13 protein-coding genes are annotated in these 17856 nt (G+C 52.1%); 9 read left to right on the forward strand and 4 right to left on the reverse strand.

The window, feature by feature from the left end:
- Window positions 1-88 precede the first annotated feature (88 nt).
- The gene (locus ACYVAM_RS10400) at window positions 89-3631 is read right to left on the reverse strand and encodes a ThuA domain-containing protein (protein ID WP_461066595.1); all 3543 of its coding nucleotides are present in this window, start codon (window positions 3629-3631) and stop codon (window positions 89-91) included.
- 229 nt (window positions 3632-3860) lie between these two features.
- On the opposite strand from ACYVAM_RS10400, the gene ACYVAM_RS10405 reads away from it, so the two are divergent.
- On the forward strand, window positions 3861-5288 hold the full coding sequence (locus ACYVAM_RS10405; protein WP_461066597.1) for a glycoside hydrolase family 125 protein: 1428 nt from the start codon (window positions 3861-3863) through the stop codon (window positions 5286-5288).
- A 12-nt stretch (window positions 5289-5300) separates the two neighbouring features.
- Here ACYVAM_RS10405 and ACYVAM_RS10410 read toward each other — a convergent pair whose 3' ends face one another.
- Both ACYVAM_RS10410 and ACYVAM_RS10415 read right to left on the reverse strand, forming a co-directional pair.
- A complete protein-coding gene (locus ACYVAM_RS10410; RefSeq protein ID WP_461066599.1) occupies window positions 5301-5909 on the reverse strand; it encodes a Crp/Fnr family transcriptional regulator in 609 nt (202 codons plus the stop codon).
- A 71-nt stretch (window positions 5910-5980) separates the two neighbouring features.
- Window positions 5981-6964: a helix-turn-helix domain-containing protein gene (locus ACYVAM_RS10415; protein ID WP_461066601.1), complete on the reverse strand. Its 984-nt coding sequence runs from the start codon at window positions 6962-6964 to the stop codon at window positions 5981-5983.
- A gap of 233 nt (window positions 6965-7197) precedes the next feature.
- Here ACYVAM_RS10415 and ACYVAM_RS10420 point away from each other — a divergent pair, with 233 nt between their 5' ends.
- From ACYVAM_RS10420 to ACYVAM_RS10455, 8 genes are all read left to right on the forward strand, one after another.
- A complete protein-coding gene (locus ACYVAM_RS10420) occupies window positions 7198-7692 on the forward strand; it encodes a (R)-mandelonitrile lyase (protein WP_461066603.1) in 495 nt (164 codons plus the stop codon).
- A 35-nt stretch (window positions 7693-7727) separates the two neighbouring features.
- Window positions 7728-8225 (forward strand): cyclophilin-like fold protein, encoded by a 498-nt coding sequence (locus ACYVAM_RS10425; protein WP_461066605.1) that lies wholly within the window; start codon window positions 7728-7730, stop codon window positions 8223-8225.
- A gap of 58 nt (window positions 8226-8283) precedes the next feature.
- Entirely contained in the window at window positions 8284-8919 is a 636-nt protein-coding gene (locus ACYVAM_RS10430; RefSeq protein ID WP_461066607.1) for a (2Fe-2S)-binding protein, read from the forward strand.
- Window positions 8916-9935, forward strand: a complete 1020-nt coding sequence (locus ACYVAM_RS10435) for an FAD binding domain-containing protein (RefSeq protein WP_461066609.1) — start codon at window positions 8916-8918, stop codon at window positions 9933-9935. The genes ACYVAM_RS10430 and ACYVAM_RS10435 overlap by 4 nt, the downstream gene beginning before the upstream one ends.
- Window positions 9936-9937: 2 nt before the next feature.
- Window positions 9938-12175, forward strand: coding sequence for a xanthine dehydrogenase family protein molybdopterin-binding subunit (locus tag ACYVAM_RS10440; protein ID WP_461066611.1), 2238 nt, complete (start codon window positions 9938-9940; stop codon window positions 12173-12175).
- 25 nt (window positions 12176-12200) lie between these two features.
- Window positions 12201-13244, forward strand: a complete 1044-nt coding sequence (locus ACYVAM_RS10445) for an NAD(P)-dependent alcohol dehydrogenase (RefSeq protein ID WP_461066613.1) — start codon at window positions 12201-12203, stop codon at window positions 13242-13244.
- A 16-nt stretch (window positions 13245-13260) separates the two neighbouring features.
- Window positions 13261-13836, forward strand: coding sequence for a sugar O-acetyltransferase (locus tag ACYVAM_RS10450; RefSeq protein ID WP_461066615.1), 576 nt, complete (start codon window positions 13261-13263; stop codon window positions 13834-13836).
- Between the two features lie 510 nt (window positions 13837-14346).
- On the forward strand, window positions 14347-15585 hold the full coding sequence (locus ACYVAM_RS10455; RefSeq protein ID WP_461066617.1) for an ice-binding family protein: 1239 nt from the start codon (window positions 14347-14349) through the stop codon (window positions 15583-15585).
- A gap of 413 nt (window positions 15586-15998) precedes the next feature.
- Here the strand turns inward: ACYVAM_RS10455 and treF are convergent, their stop codons facing one another.
- Window positions 15999-17606 carry an alpha,alpha-trehalase TreF gene (gene treF, locus ACYVAM_RS10460; RefSeq protein WP_461066619.1) on the reverse strand — a complete coding sequence of 536 codons (1608 nt, stop codon included), beginning with the start codon at window positions 17604-17606 and terminating at the stop codon, window positions 15999-16001.
- Window positions 17607-17856: the final 250 nt, after the last annotated feature.

Here is a 17856-nt window from a genome sequence, read left to right on the forward strand (position 1 = left end):
TAAAACTGCCACCACAGTAAACGCTGAGTCCTGATCTTACATAGTCAGTAAGATCAGGACTCAGCGTTAAGGGACGTCCGGGTTACGTTTACTGATTGAACTGAATGCTGTTCAATTGAATGATGCTATCATTGGGTTTATCCCGTTTCACCACAATTACATACACATCGTGTTTACCCGTGAAGGGCTTGTCGAGCGTACCCGTCACCTGGTTGGTCGTTTTCCAGTCGCCGGTTGCTTTGTAAGGCGCGCGACTCACAACCGGGCCAGCGTAGGAGTCCAGCCGCACTTCGATCTCACCCTCTTTATTGAGCGATGAGTAGTCGTACGTCAGCGATTTGATCGTCGTCATGTCGATGCCTTTTAGCAGAACATACGCCTTGTGACCACCTGCATTCAGGCGGCTGCCAAAGCGGGGGAATCCCACATACGCATCGGCATTGAGCGTCTTCACTTTCGCATTGCGCAGCGTAACGACCTCTGTGCTCGTGAGCGGCCCAACGGCCTTACTGCCATTATCCGTGTAGGTTGCCAGCAGGCTATACTGCCCACGGGCATCCTCGGGCTTATGCTCATTCAGTGCCAGGCTCCCCTGGGCAGGTACGGTTTTCTGCTTGCGGGCATCCGTCAGCGAGAAAATGTATTTGACCATTTCCTGCGCATCCTGCGCCGGAATCTGGGGATGAGCACTCATCAAATGGTCTTTACTCCAGTTGCCTCCACCGCCTTCAATGATCTTGCGGGCCAGTCGCTCTACACTGCCGGATTCGCCTTTGTAACGGCCGGCAACGGCCAGAAATGTTGGCCCGACGGATGGCTTGTCGATCGTATGGCAAGCCTTACAATCGCTGCTGGCGATCAGCGTTTTTCCCAGTGATCCGGCACCAACCTGCGCGACCTCCTGGTGTCCCTGCTGCGGGGCCGCCACAGGCCCGCCATTCGGTTGAGCACTGTATTCGTAATAAACCTTGATGCGTTTGGGGTCAATGTTCTTATCCTCTTTGTCGGTCACCTTCACCGAATAGGTAAACGGTTTATTTTCCCAATAGAATGATTTGTTGTCGGGGGTTACAATGGCCAGTTCCGGTTTAGCATTCCCGACTTTCACGGTGACGGTGTCCATACCCACCTGCCCCATCCGGTCCGTTACTTTCAGAATGGCGTTGTATACGCCGGGCTGTGTATACGTATAGGTCGCCATTGGTTTGGTGGATCCAACTGTTTTACCATCGAACAACCATTGATACGTTACCTGATCATCGTCGTCCAGATCCGTACCGCGTCCGCTGAATTTAACCCGCAAGGGAGCCTGTCCAACGGCTTCGCTCAGTTCTGGAGCACGGGGATCGGAGGTGAGATACGAGCGGGCGTCGCGCTGGGCCACCGCCACCGAATCGACCACACCGGCCCGGGCAATGGGTGCCCGATTGCCCGTATTGTATTCAATTTTCACCAGACGGGCATCGTCGTTATCAGCCCCATAAACGGACCCATATTCGAGCATATACATGACACCATCTTTGCTGAAAGCCAGGTCGATGGGGCGCCGAAAGTCGCCACTGCCGGCCATAAACGGCTCATTCCGAATGTAATTATCGTCTTTATCGACGCGTACCGCCAGCACCCAGTTGCGCATCCAGTCGAAAATGAACAGGGCACCATCGTAGTATTCCGGGAATTTGCTCTTCGATGGCGAGTTTTTATCGTAGGTATAGAACGCTCCGGCCATCGCGCTCCGGCCACCCAGGCCAAGTTCGGGAAAATCTTTGGAGGCCGCGTACGGATACCAGATCATGGCCGAATTGGTCGGCGGCAGGTTTTTCAGACCCGTGTTATTGACCGACGTATTGACCGGTGCTTTCGGGTCGAACTTTGGTCCTGCCACATTGGTGGCAAAATCAAGATCGGGATAGGGCTGGCTATTTCCGATAAAGTAGGGCCAGCCATAGTTACCCGGTTTTTTGGCCTGGTTGAACTCGTCGTAGCCCCGTGGCCCAATGGTACTGTCTTTGCCCGCATCAGGGCCGATTTCACCCCAGTACAAGACCGACGATTTCGGATTCACCGCGATTCGGTACGGATTGCGTAAGCCCATCGTGTAAATCTCGGGGCGGGTTTGGGCCGTACCTTTCGGGAAAAGATTCCCGTCGGGAATGGTGTACGTGCCATCTGGCTGCGGACGAATGCGAAGAATTTTACCCCGCAAATCGTTGGTATTGGCCGCCGAACGCTGGGCATCGAGGGTTAGGTGATCGGGGCGCTCATCAATCGGTGAGTAGCCATTGGACGGGAACGGGTTGGTATTATCACCCGTCGACAGAAACAGATTACCTTCTTTATCCCACGCCAGCGAGCCGCCGTGGTGGGCACTGGCCTCAAACTCACCGGGTACGCTCAGCACCACTTTTTCCGACGTCAGATCGAGCGTGTTATCGTCCTTGACCACAAAGCGCGACAGATGATACGTGGGGTCTTTATCGGTATTTGGAGAATAATAGACGTACAAAAAATGATTGGTCGAGAAGTTAGGATCGACCGTTACGCCCTGTACGCCAAAACCCTGCTTCGTCGTTACCGGAAACTTATGCATGACTTTGTAGTTGTTCGTCTTGGCATTGTAGACGGTTAGATTCCCGCTCCGTTCGGTAAAGAAAACTCGGCCATCATCAGCGACGGCAAGTTCCATCGGCTCATTGAGGTCATTGACCAGAACCGTCTTCACGAACCGGTTTTCTTCGGGCATCGTCACGGCATAGGCTTTACTATAATCGATGGGTTTGTTGCTGCCCATTACCCAGGTGAGCGCCCCCAGCAAATGCTGCACAAACAGCGGTTCGCTGAAACTGGCATCTTCGTGACCGCCACCCGTATAATAGGCCCGCCCACCATCGAACTCATGGTACCAGGCAATTGGGTGATTGCTTCCATTAATGCCACCATCGTAGGTATTTTCGTCCAGATTAGCTACCACCGTCAGATCGGTGTATAGGGACCGGTAATTGTACCATTCGTCCGTACGCTCCCAATGATCGGGCAAATGCGCCGTGGATGGGTGGTTTTTATCGGTTACGTCAACGGTCGCTTTGCGCACGTTGGATTGACTTGGGTGACTGGCAAAATACCCGCCGACCAGTTTATTGTACCAGGGCCAGTCATATTCCGTATCGGCTGCGGCATGAACGCCCATATAACCGCCACCGGCCTGAATATAACGCTCAAAAGCGGCCTGCTGCTTCTGGTTCAGGATGTTACCGGTTGTACTCATGAACACAACAGCGGAGTAATGCCGTAAACTGTCGTCGTTGAAATAGTCGGCGTTTTTCGTGGTATCGACCCGAAATAAATGCTCCCGGCCCAGCTTTTGCATAGCCGCAATGCCAAACGGAATGGAGGTATGTTTCCAGCCCTTGGTTTTCGAGAAAACAAGAATGCGCTTTGGTGCGGCCTGGGCAGGGCTGGCGTTCGTCGACTCACCAGCCGATGCTGATCGGGAAACGGCCGTGGGGGTTGTCGTAACAACGGTCGTTTGCGTACTGGCTTTCTGCGTATTCAGGCAGGCATACAGCCCAACAGAAGCCCCGGCGGCTCCCAGTAAATGGAGTGTGTACGTGATAGATGTTGACCAAATCATAAACGAAAAAGATTGAGTGTTAGGCTATGCTATAAGATTTGATCATACATAAACTACCTACGTTTTCTTCCTTTCGGACGTCGCCAAAATGGAAAGTTCAGGCATGAACAACTGAGAATCGATGATTTAACCGTATCATGTACACTATTAAGCCGCTAAGGTGCGTGGAACACGGATTTTTTAATTTTTCTTTGTGCCCTCGTGCGTTGTGTTCACTAACCTGTTTTCCATGAATCGTCGTCAGTTTATCCAACAGTCAGCCGGGGCAAGTGCAGGGCTACTGGCTGGTCAATCGGTATGGGCTACCCCCGCCGTTGCTTTCCCTGTTGTCCGAACGGTAGCCGCCAAACGTAATTTTACCAGCTCGGCTGTTGAGCAGACCATCGGGCGAATGCATAAAACCATCAAAGACCCGGAGCTGGCCTGGCTCTTCGAAAACTGCTTCCCCAATACGCTCGATACCACCGTTCAGGTTGGCACCACCAACGGGCAACCCGATACGTTTGTCATTACCGGCGACATCGACGCCATGTGGCTGCGCGACAGTACGGCGCAGGTCTGGCCTTATTTGCCACTCATCAAGCAGGATAAACCGTTGCAACAACTCATTGCGGGCGTTATTCGACGGCAAAGTTTGTGCATTCAGCGCGACCCCTACGCCAATGCCTTCTACGCCGACGCGACCAAGGAAGGCGAATGGAAAAAAGATGTTACCGATATGAAGCCGGGGCTTCACGAACGGAAATGGGAACTCGACTCGCTTTGCTACCCAATCCGGCTGGGGTATCATTACTGGAAAACCACGGGCGACACCAGCCCATTCGACACCGACTGGCTCCAGGCTATGCAACTGGTGCTGAAAACCTGCCGCGAGCAGCAACGCAAATCCAGTCGTGGTCCTTATCACTTTAGCCGGAACACGGCCTGGTCGACGGATACGGTGCCGGGTGATGGCTACGGCAACCCAACACGCCCCATTGGCCTGATCAACAGCACGTTCCGCCCTTCCGATGATGCCACGATTTTTCCGTTTTACGTACCATCAAACTGGTTTGCGGTCGTGTCGCTGCGGCAACTGGCAACGATGGTCGAGCAGATTCGCCCCACCCCGGCTCTCTCTACCGACTGCCGGGCGCTGGCCGATGAAGTAGAACGAGCCCTGAAGCAGTATGCCATTTATACGCATCCCAAGTACGGAAAGATGTACGCGCTGGAAGTAGACGGCTACGGGAATCATTTACTCCAGGACGATGCCAACGTACCGAATCTGCTGGCGCTGCCCTACCTGGGAGCCCTGTCGGCCAGCGACCCTGTGTATCGGAACACCCGCCGGTTCGTACTCAGCTCGGACAACCCCTATTTTTTCAAAGGCAAAGCTGCCGAAGGCGTCGGCAGTCCGCACACGCTGGTCAACAACATCTGGACCATGAGTTTGACGATGCGCGCGCTCACCTCTACCGACGATCAGGAGATTCTGTCGCAGTTGCGTTTCCTCAAGACGACCCATGCCGGGACGGGCTTTATGCACGAGTCATTCAATCAGGATGACCCGACCAAATTCACCCGGAAATGGTTTGCCTGGGCCAACACGCTCTTCGGCGAGCTTATTCTGAAAGTAGCGAACGAACGTCCGCATCTGTTAAGCAAGCCGGTATAAGGGATTTGCCGTTTACGGAATTGTGCCGTCGGTAGCCATGTCTTTCCTGATCTTGCTTAAAAATTCGGGCGTAATGCCTAAGTACGAGGCAATCTGCGTATTAGGCAGCCGTAGGGCTAGTGTGGGGTATTGTTGCAAAAACGCAACGTAGCGTTCCTGCGCCGTTGAGCTGATCGTTTGTAGCATCCGATTTTGCAACTCCACGTATTTATCTTCAACAATGACTTTAAAAATTCGGTCGAGCTTCGGCAGATTTTGGTAGAGAAAATACAAATCCTGCTGTTCGATTTGCAATACAGTAGACGGTTCAATGGCCTCAATAAATAATCGACTCGGTGTCCCGGCATGGAAGCTGCCAATATCAGCAATCCACCGGGATGCCGGGAGGTCATTGTCGGCCGCAAACTGAAGATTATGCTCGGTACCTTTCGCGTCTACCCCAAATAGGCGAAAACAGCCTTTCACGACAAATGAGTAATGTTTGCAGGGGAATCCTTCCTGCAAAATAGCCTGTCGGCGTCTGATTTGCCGTTGAGTCACTTTACCAGCAAAGAGCTGCTTTTCAGCTTCTTTCAGGGGAATATAACTCTCAAAGTGGTCAATCAGGGGCTGTAGGAACATTCGGCAACGGATGATTTACCTCAAATCTAAAAAAGTTTCCCACAGCAAAACCTGTGTTTCACTTATCCATTTCAGGAAACGAAGATTGCTTCCTGTTCAGGCTGGGTTACGCCTTCATAGTCCGGGGAAATGGGCGACCGTCTGAATTCATTGGGGGTTATACCCACATACTTCTTGAAAAACTGGCTAAAATTAGGCTGGTCTGCAAAGCCAATAATTCGGCTGATTTCCTGCAACGTCCAGTTGGTCTGAACCAGCAATGCTTTACTTTCCTCCAACAATCGATTTTTGATCAGTACGCTTACGGGCTGACCGGTATGTTTTTTCACCAACCCATTCAGGTAATTGGGGTTGAGGTTCAGTTTTTCAGCATATTCCTTGGCCGTACGCATCCGAATTGGGTTGTCTGGATTGGCCAGATTCGTTTCTTTTTCCAGCAATTCAAAAAAGTCATACACATGCCGGTAGTCATTGGTGATCTCGCTGGCTGGTGCATAATCAGTACCTTTGAGACTTTCGACCAGAATGAGCTGAACATAGGCCTGCATGGCTTCTTCGGCCAACTCGCCACCCGCAGCCGCTTCGGCCTTCATTTGGGTTAACAGGCTATGGATCATCGTGGCCGACGTTTCGGAAAGCCGCAGTATCTTTTTCTCGGTAAAGAATTTATATCGATCGATGATCAACTTCAGCGAGGGGTGCTGATCCAGGTACCGCTTTTTGAACATGCAGAAAATACCTCCGCCCACGGTCGGTGTAGCGTTGCGCCAGCACACGATTTCATTGGGGTGCAAAAACAGAATGGTTCGTTCGTCGATGTAGTAATTGTGGTTACCCATCGTTTTCAGACCGGTGCCGCTGGTCATAAACATGATCTTATAGAAGTCCCGACGGTTGGGCGACAGGTAATTATCACAGCCCGTTTTTTCGCGATCTACCACCTTGATGTTCCAGTCCTCATAGTAGATCCTGCTCACTGGCGTTGTGCCGGGTGACAGCAACGATGGCATATCGTAGACCATCGTGATGGGTTGCGCGTCGCGTCGTGTTTTCATAATTCCCAAAGGTAGCATTGTCCCGGCAAAAGTACTTTTTACTTCGCAAATAAATTTACAAGCAGAAATAACTATCTATTGATCAACGGTATAATCAAAGAAGTAAGATTTTCCCGAAGGCTAACCACTAAAGATAGTTTTTAACAACAAATGCGGTTTTCATAATAAATGCACTGATTTTACTATAAAATAACCAATCTGTTACGAGTAAGTTTGCATTAAAACTCACACGTATGGAAACATCAACTAGAACAGTAAGCCAAGTGCTTACGTATAGCCTTTTAGGCGGTTTATTTTTAGGGATAATCCATTCGGTGACAGCCCAAACCGGAAAGGTGGAGGGCTCACCGAAAGCAGCCCGAGGTTCGGCGTCCAACTTTAGCGGTACGGTCTGGGTGAAGATGCTGGTTGGCGCAAACCCGGAAACCGATTGTATCGTGAGTAGCGTCACCTTCGAGCCGAAGGCGAGAACGTTCTGGCATACCCACCCGAATGGCCAGCTACTGGTTGTCACACAAGGCACCGGGTATTATCAGGAGAAGGGAAAGCCCGCTCAGCTCATTCGGGAAGGTGAATCGGTGACCATTCCACCGATGGTCGAGCACTGGCATGGCGCTGGCCCGAACGGCAAGTTTACCCACATTGCGATCAATCCCAATGTGAGCAAAGGGGGAGCCGTCAACTGGCTACAGGCCGTTACGGACGAGGAATACAGCGTTTCTCGCTGATACGGCACACCACCACACAAACTGGCAACTTGGCTATGAAAAGATCACTCAGTGTATTTTTCCCATTCATCCTGAGCCTCATCGGCAGTATGGCTTGCTCAACGAATGATACCATCGTTTCCACCATGACCAGCGAAGAAAACGACAGCAGCCCCACAGATACGACCAGCCATCGTCCGGTTGGTGGTCCGATAACGATAAGGGTTGGTTCAGCTGCGTTTACGGCAACGCTCCTGACGAATGCGACGGCAACCGCCTTCAGAGCCCGGTTGCCGATGACCGTCGCCATGAGTGAATTGAACGGCAACGAGAAGCTGTATCGATTTGCCAATGACCTGCCAACCAAGCCAGCAAACCCCGGAACGATCCAGACCGGCGATTTGATGCTCTATGGTGCCAACACGCTGGTTCTTTTTTATCAAACGTTTCCGACATCCTACAGTTATACTAGACTTGGACGTATCGATAACCCATCGGGATTGGCTGCTGCTCTTGGCACGGGGACGGTTACGGTTACTTTCGAACAGGAGTAACCCACCTTACCTGAACCACTAGCCCTAATCGTTTCTATATGTTAAACCAACTGGCCTTATGACTGAGCATGAAAACAATGGGAACGAGTTAGAACGCTCAAACCCATCCCGACGATTTTTCTTAAAACAATCTTCCGCGCTGGCGGCATTGGCCATCACCCCGCCAGCCGCCGTGGCGGCCATCGATAATGGACTGGATGAAAAGGTGGCCGCTGCCTTCGAGCAACTGCCGCTTCAGGTCGACATCAACGGGACGATGCGTAAATTATCCATCGAACCACGCGTCACGTTGCTTGATTTATTGCGCGAACAACTGAACCTGACAGGTACTAAAAAAGGCTGTGATCACGGGCAATGCGGGGCTTGTACCGTACACATCGACGGGCAGCGGGTCAATGCCTGCCTGACGCTGGCCATGACGACCGAAGGGTGCAAAATAACGACGATAGAAGGGCTCGCGCAGGGGAATCAGCTGCACCCCATGCAGGAAGCGTTCATTAAACACGATGGCTTTCAGTGTGGGTACTGCACCCCCGGACAAATTATGTCGGCGGTTGCCTGCATTCGGGAAGGGCACGCTGATACGCCCGATGAAATTCGGGAGTACATGAGTGGCAACATCTGCCGCTGTGGCGCCTATGCCAACATTGTGGATGCTATCGTAGACGTAAAACAGGGAGGGGCCAGAGTATGAATCAGTTTCAATATACGCGGGTAACAACCCCGAAGGCCGCTATAGCGGCTCTCACCCAGGAAAATGGCGCCTACGTTCTGGCGGGCGGCACCAACCTCATCGACCTGATGAAGCGCGAGGTCATCGTTCCTCAACGGCTCATCGACATCAACAAGGTGCCACTGACAACCATTGAGAAAACGGCGACCGGTCTGCGCATCGGAGCCATGGTTAAAAATTCGGCAGTGGCCGACCATGAGCTGGTGAAAAAACAGTTTCCGCTCCTGTCGATGGCTCTCAATGCCGGTGCGTCGGCGCAACTACGCAACATGGCGACGGTTGGCGGGAACATGATGCAGCGCACACGTTGCGCCTATTTCTACGACCCATCGATGCCCTGTAATAAGCGTAGCCCCGTGCAGGCAGGTACCGATAAAGGACAACCTAACGGACCCTCGGGCTGTGGTGCCATCGGCGGCTACAATCGGATGCACGCCATTTTCGGCGCTTCGACTAAATGCATTGCCGTTCACCCCAGCGATATGTGCATCGCCCTTGTTGCCTTGGATGCGGTAGTGAACGTGTCGGGACCAAAGGGCGACCGTAAAATTCCGTTCGTCGACTTTCACCGGCTCCCCGGCGATACACCCCAGAAAGACAATACGCTGCTCCCCGGCGAACTGATCATGTCAGTGGATATACCGACAAACCAGTTTGCCGACAATTCGCACTATTTGAAAGTACGTGACCGGGCTTCGTATGCCTTCGCGCTGGTGTCGGTAGGCGTGGGGTTGGCTATGAACGGTAAAACCATTCAGGATGTACGGCTGGCAATGGGCGGAGTGGCCCATAAGCCCTGGCGGCTGACCGAAGCCGAGCAATTTTTACGCGGCAAGCGCGCTACAGAAGCCAATTTCAAACAGGCCGCAATGCTGGCCATGAACGGCGCAAAAGGCTACGGAGAAAACGATTTTAAACTGACACTGGCTCCCAATTCAATTGTCGACGCACTGAAAACTGCCACTAAAACCGCCTGATCATGACGAAAGACACGAAAAATCCACCTATCGATCGGATCGATGGACGGCTGAAAGTGACCGGCGGGGCTCATTACTTCGCTGATTTTGAACTCCCCCAAATGGCCTATTGCGTCATTGTCGGTAGCGAGATTGGCCGGGGATCCATTGCCAACCTTGACACCAAAAAAGCGCAGGGCGCACCGGGCGTACTGGGCGTATTTACGCACCAGAACATGCCACCCATTCCGGGCTGGGACGCGCCCGTGGGTGGCGAGGCCGACGGGCCAGCGCCCAAGCCTAAAACAGAAGAGACATACCGCATTCTGAGCAGCCCCAAAATCCTGTTCGATGGGCAACCCATCGCGATGGTGGTGGCCGACACCTATGAGCGGGCCACCTACGCGGCTTCGCTGGTCAAAGCGACCTATACCAAAAAATCAGCCCGTACGGAACTGAAGAAACACATCGCGGATCGCATCAGCCCCGGCAAGCCTGGTTCCAGCGAGTATCTGCGGGGTAAAGCCGATGCCTATCAGTCAGCGCCTGTTACGCTGGAGGCCAATTATACGATCCCCATCGAGGTGCATAACCCAATGGAACTGCACGGCATTCTGGCCCATTGGACCAGTGTGGATAAGCTGATGATCTACGCTAAAACGCAGGGCGTCAATGCGACGCAACAGGCCATGGCGCAGGCGTTCAAACTCGACCCGAAGAATATTCACGTCCACACCGAATTTATGGGGGGCGGCTTCGGCATGGGACTCAGAACGTGGCCGCAGGAAACGGCGGTCGTGGCTATTGCCCGGAAAATTGGCCGTCCACTGAAGCTAGTGGTGAATCGCTCCCAGATGTTTACATTAGTTGGCCATCGACCTTATACCGTGCAAACCATCAACATGGGCGCTGACAAGGACGGCAAACTGATTGGGATCGCCCACTCGGCAACGGCCGAAACGGCCAGCTACGAAGATTTTACGGAAGCGACCGTCAACATGACCAAATTCATGTACGCCTGCCCCAACGTGAGCACCCGCTACCACCTTGTGCGGCTCGACCGGAGCGTGCCCATCTGGATGCGCGGTCCGGGCGAAGCGACGGGTGCCTTTGCCCTCGAATCGGCGATGGACGAAATGGCTCACAAGCTGAATCTCGACCCGATTGACTTTCGCCTGCGTAACTACACGGAAACGGACCCCGAACACAACCGGCCCTATTCGAGCAAAAACTTAAAAGAAGCGTATCAGCGCGGGGCCGAAGCCATTGGCTGGAGCAAGCGAAGAAACGAGCCGGGCAGTCAGCGCGAGGGCGACTGGCTCATTGGCTATGGCATGAGTACGGGCGTGTTCAGCGCCTTTCGATGGGAAGCCAGCGCTCGCGTCCTGCTCAAAGCCGACGGCTCGCTAACGGTGCAGAGTGCCGTAACCGACATTGGACCGGGCACCGGAACGGCTCTGACCATGATTGCCCACAACGTGCTGGGCGTGCCGCTAAACCAGATTAAGGTGGAGTACGGCGACACATCCTTACCTAAAGCACCCACGCAGGGCGGTTCGGCTATTGTTTCGGCGGTGGGCTCGGCGGTGTTCGATGTGTGTACAACCATTAAAAAACAATTGGTCGAACTAGCCATCAAGAGTGGAGGTGCATTAGCGGGTCGGCAGGCGGATGAGCTGACGCTGGCCGATGGGGTGCTTTCTGTCGAAAAGGAACCCAATAAAAAGGTGGCGGTGAGCGACCTGATGCGAACCAACAACCTGACAGTGATTGACAAAAGCGCGGACTCTAAAGGTGGGCCGGAACTGAACAAGTACTCGATGTACTCCTTTTCGGTGCACTTTGTGCAGGTGCGGGTCAACCCCATGACGGGCGTCGTGCGGGTAGCCAAAGCCGTTAGCGTTGCCGATTCGGGTCGGATCGTCAGTCCTAAAACGGCGGCCAGCCAGATGATTGGGGGCGTAGCGGGCGGCATTGGCATGGCCCTGACAGAAGAAGCCGTCATCGACCACCGGTTTGGTCGGTTCGTGAACAACAACCTGGCCGACTATCACGTAGCGGTTCATGCGGACGTGCCCGCCATTGAAACAATCATGATCGATAAGCCCGATCCAATTATCAACCCGATGGGTGCAAAAGGCATGGGTGAAATCGCGCTGATCGGTTTTGCTGGTGCGGTCGCCAATGCGGTCTTCAATGCCACGGGGCAGCGCGTTCGCGACTTACCCATCACCCCTGACAAGCTGTTACGGACGGCCTGATACACTACGAAAAACAACAAACGTTATGATTGATACGAAAGGCTATGCCGCTCAAACCAACGATTCGGGACTGGCTCCCTGGAACTTCCAACGCCGTGAACTAGGCCCCCACGATGTTCAATTCGACATTAGCTATTGTGGGGTTTGTCATTCAGACATTCACCAGGTCCGGGGAGAATGGGGTAATAGCATTTTTCCGATGGTACCAGGCCACGAAATTGTTGGCCATGTGGTGGCGATTGGCAGCGAGGTCACTAAGTTCAAGGTTGGCGATTTAGCGGCTACTGGCTGTTTGGTGGATTCCTGCCGGGTGTGCGAAAACTGCCAGCATGGACTGGAGCAATATTGCATCAACGGCAACTCTCAGACCTACAATGGGCTGGAGCAGGACAAAAAAACGCCTACATACGGTGGCTATTCCAATATCATTGTGGTTACCGAAGATTTTGTCCTGCACGTGCCCCAGGAATTGGACCTGGCGGCTACGGCTCCGCTGCTCTGCGCTGGCATTACGACTTATTCTCCCCTGCGTCACTGGAAAGTGGGGCCGGGCCATAAACTGGCCGTTCTGGGCTTGGGTGGCCTGGGCCATATGGGCGTAAAATTTGGGGTAGCATTTGGCGCAGAAGTAACCGTACTGAGCACCTCGCCCAAAAAAGAAGCCGACGCTAAAAAACTCGGTGCCCACAAATTCGTAGTGACCAGTGATCCGGCACAACTCGAATCCGTTACTGGCTATTTTGACTTTATTCTGGACACCGTGTCGGCCGAGCACGACTACAACCAGTATCTGTCATTGCTTAAAACCGACGGCGTACACATCTGCGTGGGCGCTCCCCCTACACCGTCTGCGCTCCTGGCCTTTAGCCTGATTCCAGGCCGGAAGAGTATCGCAGGATCGAGCATTGGTGGTATTGCCGAAACCCAGGAAATGCTGGATTTCTGCGCCGAGCACAGTATCGTTTCGGACATCGAGATGATTGACATCAAGGATATCGACACCGCTTATGAGCGTATGCTGAAAGGCGATGTGCGCTACCGGTTTGTGATCGATATGGCAACGTTGTAGTTTATCAATTTTGTCCATGAGCGATCTGTCAGCCAATACCGATATTTTCCAGCGGATGAGAGCCGGAGAGCCCCTCTGCAAGAACGATCCTGAGTATAGCAAGTTTGGTGAAGTTGTTGCGCGCACGATTCGGTTATGCGTCGAAATGAATGCCACAGCAACCGACGTTGATAAGGTGAGACGTCAGCTAAGCGAAATTATCGGCACAGAAGTGGACCCGTCAACAACGATATTTCCTCCGTTCCACACCAATTTCGGCCAATTTATTCGTCTCGGTAAAAACATATTTATCAACCATGCCTGCTCCTTTCTGGACATAGGAGGTATCACAATTGAAGACGACGTGATGATCGGTCCCCGCGTCAATCTGACATCCGAAAATCACCCGTTAGATCCCAATGACCGCACAACGGTCCTTCTGCAGCCAATTGTGCTCAAACGAAACGCCTGGATTGGCGCCGGGGCAACCATTTTGCCGGGCGTTACGATTGGCGAAAACTCAATTGTGGCAGCGGGAGCAGTGGTGAGTCGGGATGTACCGCCTAACTCGGTAGTTGCGGGTGTTCCCGCAAAAGTTGTCAAGACGCTTTGAGCTTCCTTATATGCCCGGGTAGTATGGCTGGTGAATGACGTTTAAGAAACACAAAAAAGCAGGGGTAGCGAACGCAGGACAAATGCTCCTGGTTCGCTACCCCTGCTTTTGTCTCCTACTAGCTTGGTAGCTGTTACCGCATTGGTTTCCCACATCGCTTTTCCACAAACTAGACAGTCAATGGAGTTGCCAATCTAGTAGACTGTGGTAAGTGTCGCGATCGTACTGTTGGGTTGGCAACGATAGTCACTGTGCCAAAAGCAGCCATGCAGTAGGACCGTGCACGCTCCAACCACCTAAATAGCTAATTATTAATGACTTTGACCGTGAAGAGTAGTGTTCTCTGGCACAATTCTTGCTGGTTACTAAGATAATCTCTAATGTTATTCTTGAAACCTATATGTTACCTCTAACTACTTTTATTTAATTTTATTTTTTAACTATTTTAAAGAAATAATAAACTAAGTTTACCTAATCATGTTATCGAAAGGATATTAATCATACACAAATATGAAAAAACGATTACTTCTGAGCCTAACTGCTGGTTACTTATTAGGCTGTCAGGGTGTGAGCTTGGCTCAAGCACCCAATCTGGGAACAGCCGATAGTTATGCCTTATTTACGGTGACGGGCGCCGTCACCAACACAGGAGCCTCAACGATACGAGGTGACGTTGGCACCAATGCTGGAGCATTATCCGGGTTTGGTCCGGGTGTTGTCACGGGCCAGACCCATGTGGCTGACGCAACAACTGTTCAAGTAGCCACTGATGTTACCAGCGCCTACAATGCCTTGACCGGTGTAGCCTGTGCTTCGCCCGTAAGTCCAAGCTTAGGAGGGTTAACGCTCACTCCTGGGGTTTACTGCCAGAGTGGCCCAGCCGGAGCCTCCACCTTGGCTGGCAACTTAACTCTGGATGCACAAGGGAATTCCAATGCAATTTTTATCATTAAGTTAACGGGTGCTCTGAGCACCGCTACGGGATCTGGAATTATCCTGGCCAATGGGGCTTCGTTTGCGAATGTCTATTTTCAGGTCGATGGAGCCGTCAATATTGGCGATAACTCTCTATTCAGGGGGACCATACTGGCCAATGGAGAGATCAATCTACTGACCGGGGCATTGCTGGAGGGACGAGGCCTTTCGATTGCCGGAGCGATTAACGTAAATAGCAACCGAGTTTCCAATGCACCGGCTTTCCCTTTACCCGTATCGCTCGTTTCGTTCTCGGCAAAAGCGCAATCGAACCATACCGTTGATGTGACCTGGACGACATCCCTGGAAACCAACAACAAAGGCTTCACGATTGAACGCAGCAAAGATCTGGCCCTTTTCGAGTCAGTAGGTGAAATCAGCAAAGAGGGCTCCAGCAGCAACTCCCTGAAAACCTACCATTTTGTCGATCAGACGCCTTATTCCGGGACCAGTTATTATCGGCTTCGGCAAACCGACCTGAGCGGTAAAGAGTCTGTATTCCCAGCCGTTTCTGTCATCCTTCGGGATGAAGCGTATGGCACGTTTCCAAACCCGGTTGTCGGTGATGGGCGCTTTTCACTTCGTTTAGATGAGCCGGAAACCGCACGCATAAATGTCTACAGCATCGATGGTCGTTTGCAATCGATACAGAAAACGGGCATTCAGGGCGGTAATCTGTTGCTAAAAACGACCGATAAACTCTCCAGTGGCGTTTATATTCTGACGGTAGAAGAGCGGGGACAAGCCCGCCAGCATCGACTAGTGGTTCAGTAAACCGTTGACTTTGATAAGCCGGGCAGCCAGCAGTTGCCCTTTAACATCTCTTAAATTCTTGACAAATGAAACTAAAGTCTACATATATACCGGCTAGTTCGTCTAAGAGGAACTACCATACCCCCAAGCTGAAAGTACTTGGAAACGTGCGGAAACTTACGCTAAAATCGGGATCAGCCACAGATGGTTTTGGCTCTTTTACATGAGAAGTCAGTAAAGCCTGGGATGATTATATGAGCTAAGCAAAAAAAAGCTTGTCAATTCCCACGTGTCGTATCGGGTAAATGAAGGGGTAGCTAACAGAATTAGCTACCCCTTCATTTACCCGATACACGTTCCAGACTTTCGGCTATTTTGCCTAAATCCATCTCACCAACTCTCTGGTGCATTTCCCTAAATGCACATGGCCCGTATCAGCGTTCGGTCAATAGCTTCAGCAAGACGCCATTTGTCCAGCCAAAACCGTCCTGGTTAGGATACTCACCCCCTTTCGCAGCGGCCGTGTTGACCACGTCGTATTTTTCGACCATTTTGCCATTGGCCTTATATACCCGAAGATTTTCGTTTACCCAATTCGTTTTCACCTTATTGGCCAGCGGGACTTGATTGTAATTACGCAGGCCCTGTATCGCTAACCATTGCAACGGAGCCCAGCCGTTAGGCGCGTCCCATTGCTCCCCCGTACGCACCAGTGTAGTTGTCAGGCCGCCGGGTTTCAGAAATGATTCCTCCAGTTTATGGGCCACGGCCACCGCCTGTCCAGCCGTAGCAATCCGGACAAAAAGTGGGTAAACAGCAGCCAGCGAATAAACCGAAGATGGCTTTTTAGCAACAAAGTCGTAGTCAAAAAAGAATTCACGCTTCGCGTTCCAGCAATAGCGCAAAATGGCTTCACGTCGTTGCTGGGCCAGTTTTAAATACTTTTTCGACTGGGTCTGGTCCCCCTTCAATCGGTAACCGTCGGCCAGCGTCTGTTCCAGATTAACAAGCAAGGCGTTTAGATCGACCGGAATAAAATCCGTCGTATGAATGGTTTTTAGGTTCTTCCCATCCCGAAACCACCGGCTACTGAAATCCCAGCCCGACTCGGCCCCGGCGCGAATGTGCTGATAAAGCAGTTGAGGGTCTTTAGCTCGTCGGGCCAGCAGCACATCTTCCCGATACGATTCCGGACGGGGCGTTTGCTTGTCATCGTAATACCGATTCAGATACACATTTTCAGCCAGGCGCACGACTCGCCGATGGGTCGGCTGTTGAGCCGTTAGCTGGTCTTTGCCCGCCATCCAGAAATTGTACTCCTGCTGCAGTTGAGGGAGGTAATTCAGCAGCACCCGGCGCCCCTGCACTTCCGTCAGCAGGTTGACCATGAGCGAGAAAAACGGCGGCTGCGATCGGCCCAGGAAATACGTTCGGTTTCCATTGGGAATAAAGCCAAACGTTTGGATCAGGTAGGCAAAATTATCGACCATGTTCCGGATCAGGGGTGTTTTTCCCGACGCTCGCAGACCCAGCATGGTGAAATAACTATCCCAGTAATAAATTTCGCCGAACCGGCCACCCGGCACAACATAGGGATTAGGTAACGAAATCAGTGACCCAGTTGGTGCCTCGGCTTTAGGCTGAGCCGTGGCAGGCCGGGTGAGGACCGGCCATAGATCAACGATATGTTGCTGAGCTGATTGGCCGGCTTTGCTGGTATATCCTGACGCGGGTTTTGTGGGCAGCGTAAAGTGCTGCATAACGAAGGCTTTAAGGTCAAAATCACGCCGTTGCCGCGCGGCTTCGTAGTTGGTTAAAATGGTCGCTACCGGAAATTTGGGTGTACAGTCGGCAAACGTCTTGGAATCGGGGAACACCGTTTTTAGCTGAACGGCTTCGAACAACGGCCCAAACTGTTCGTCGGGCCCCGCCAGTGTCTTACTGACAGGACTGGTTTTCTGGAGCGTCGTTTGAGCCCAGCCTGGTGTCAGACAGACAAAGAGAATAGCAAGGGTTATACGCTTTATGATGAGTTGCGGCATGATGTCATTTGGTTGAATCTATAAAACCGAAGACCTGGTATCTGGCATAAGTATAATGACAAATACTCAGACGCAACAAATTTTTGACGAAATAGTCCTGCTCTTCCGACTATCCCTACGGCAGATTCTTCCTTCTCTTATTTTCTGCAACACGTTCTTCACAAAGGTTATTTTCGTTCTCGGTTGCCCCCGTTGGCAGCTATAGTTACGTTTGGCGCTGACCGGATTTCTTCCATTGACTACACACTCA

The sequence above is a fragment of the Spirosoma horti genome, assembly GCF_054776595.1.

Coding starts and splice junctions, on each gene's coding strand:
- ACYVAM_RS10440 (WP_461066611.1), top strand. CDS start 9,938: ATGACGAAAGACACGAAAAATCCACCTATCGATCGGATCGATGGACGG.
- ACYVAM_RS10445 (WP_461066613.1), top strand. CDS start 12,201: ATGATTGATACGAAAGGCTATGCCGCTCAAACCAACGATTCGGGACTG.
- ACYVAM_RS10405 (WP_461066597.1), top strand. CDS start 3,861: ATGAATCGTCGTCAGTTTATCCAACAGTCAGCCGGGGCAAGTGCAGGG.
- ACYVAM_RS10450 (WP_461066615.1), top strand. CDS start 13,261: ATGAGCGATCTGTCAGCCAATACCGATATTTTCCAGCGGATGAGAGCC.
- ACYVAM_RS10410 (WP_461066599.1), bottom strand. CDS start 5,909: ATGTTCCTACAGCCCCTGATTGACCACTTTGAGAGTTATATTCCCCTG.
- ACYVAM_RS10415 (WP_461066601.1), bottom strand. CDS start 6,964: ATGAAAACACGACGCGACGCGCAACCCATCACGATGGTCTACGATATG.
- ACYVAM_RS10435 (WP_461066609.1), top strand. CDS start 8,916: ATGAATCAGTTTCAATATACGCGGGTAACAACCCCGAAGGCCGCTATA.
- ACYVAM_RS10420 (WP_461066603.1), top strand. CDS start 7,198: ATGGAAACATCAACTAGAACAGTAAGCCAAGTGCTTACGTATAGCCTT.
- ACYVAM_RS10425 (WP_461066605.1), top strand. CDS start 7,728: ATGAAAAGATCACTCAGTGTATTTTTCCCATTCATCCTGAGCCTCATC.
- treF (WP_461066619.1), bottom strand. CDS start 17,606: ATGCCGCAACTCATCATAAAGCGTATAACCCTTGCTATTCTCTTTGTC.
- ACYVAM_RS10455 (WP_461066617.1), top strand. CDS start 14,347: ATGAAAAAACGATTACTTCTGAGCCTAACTGCTGGTTACTTATTAGGC.
- ACYVAM_RS10400 (WP_461066595.1), bottom strand. CDS start 3,631: ATGATTTGGTCAACATCTATCACGTACACACTCCATTTACTGGGAGCC.
- ACYVAM_RS10430 (WP_461066607.1), top strand. CDS start 8,284: ATGACTGAGCATGAAAACAATGGGAACGAGTTAGAACGCTCAAACCCA.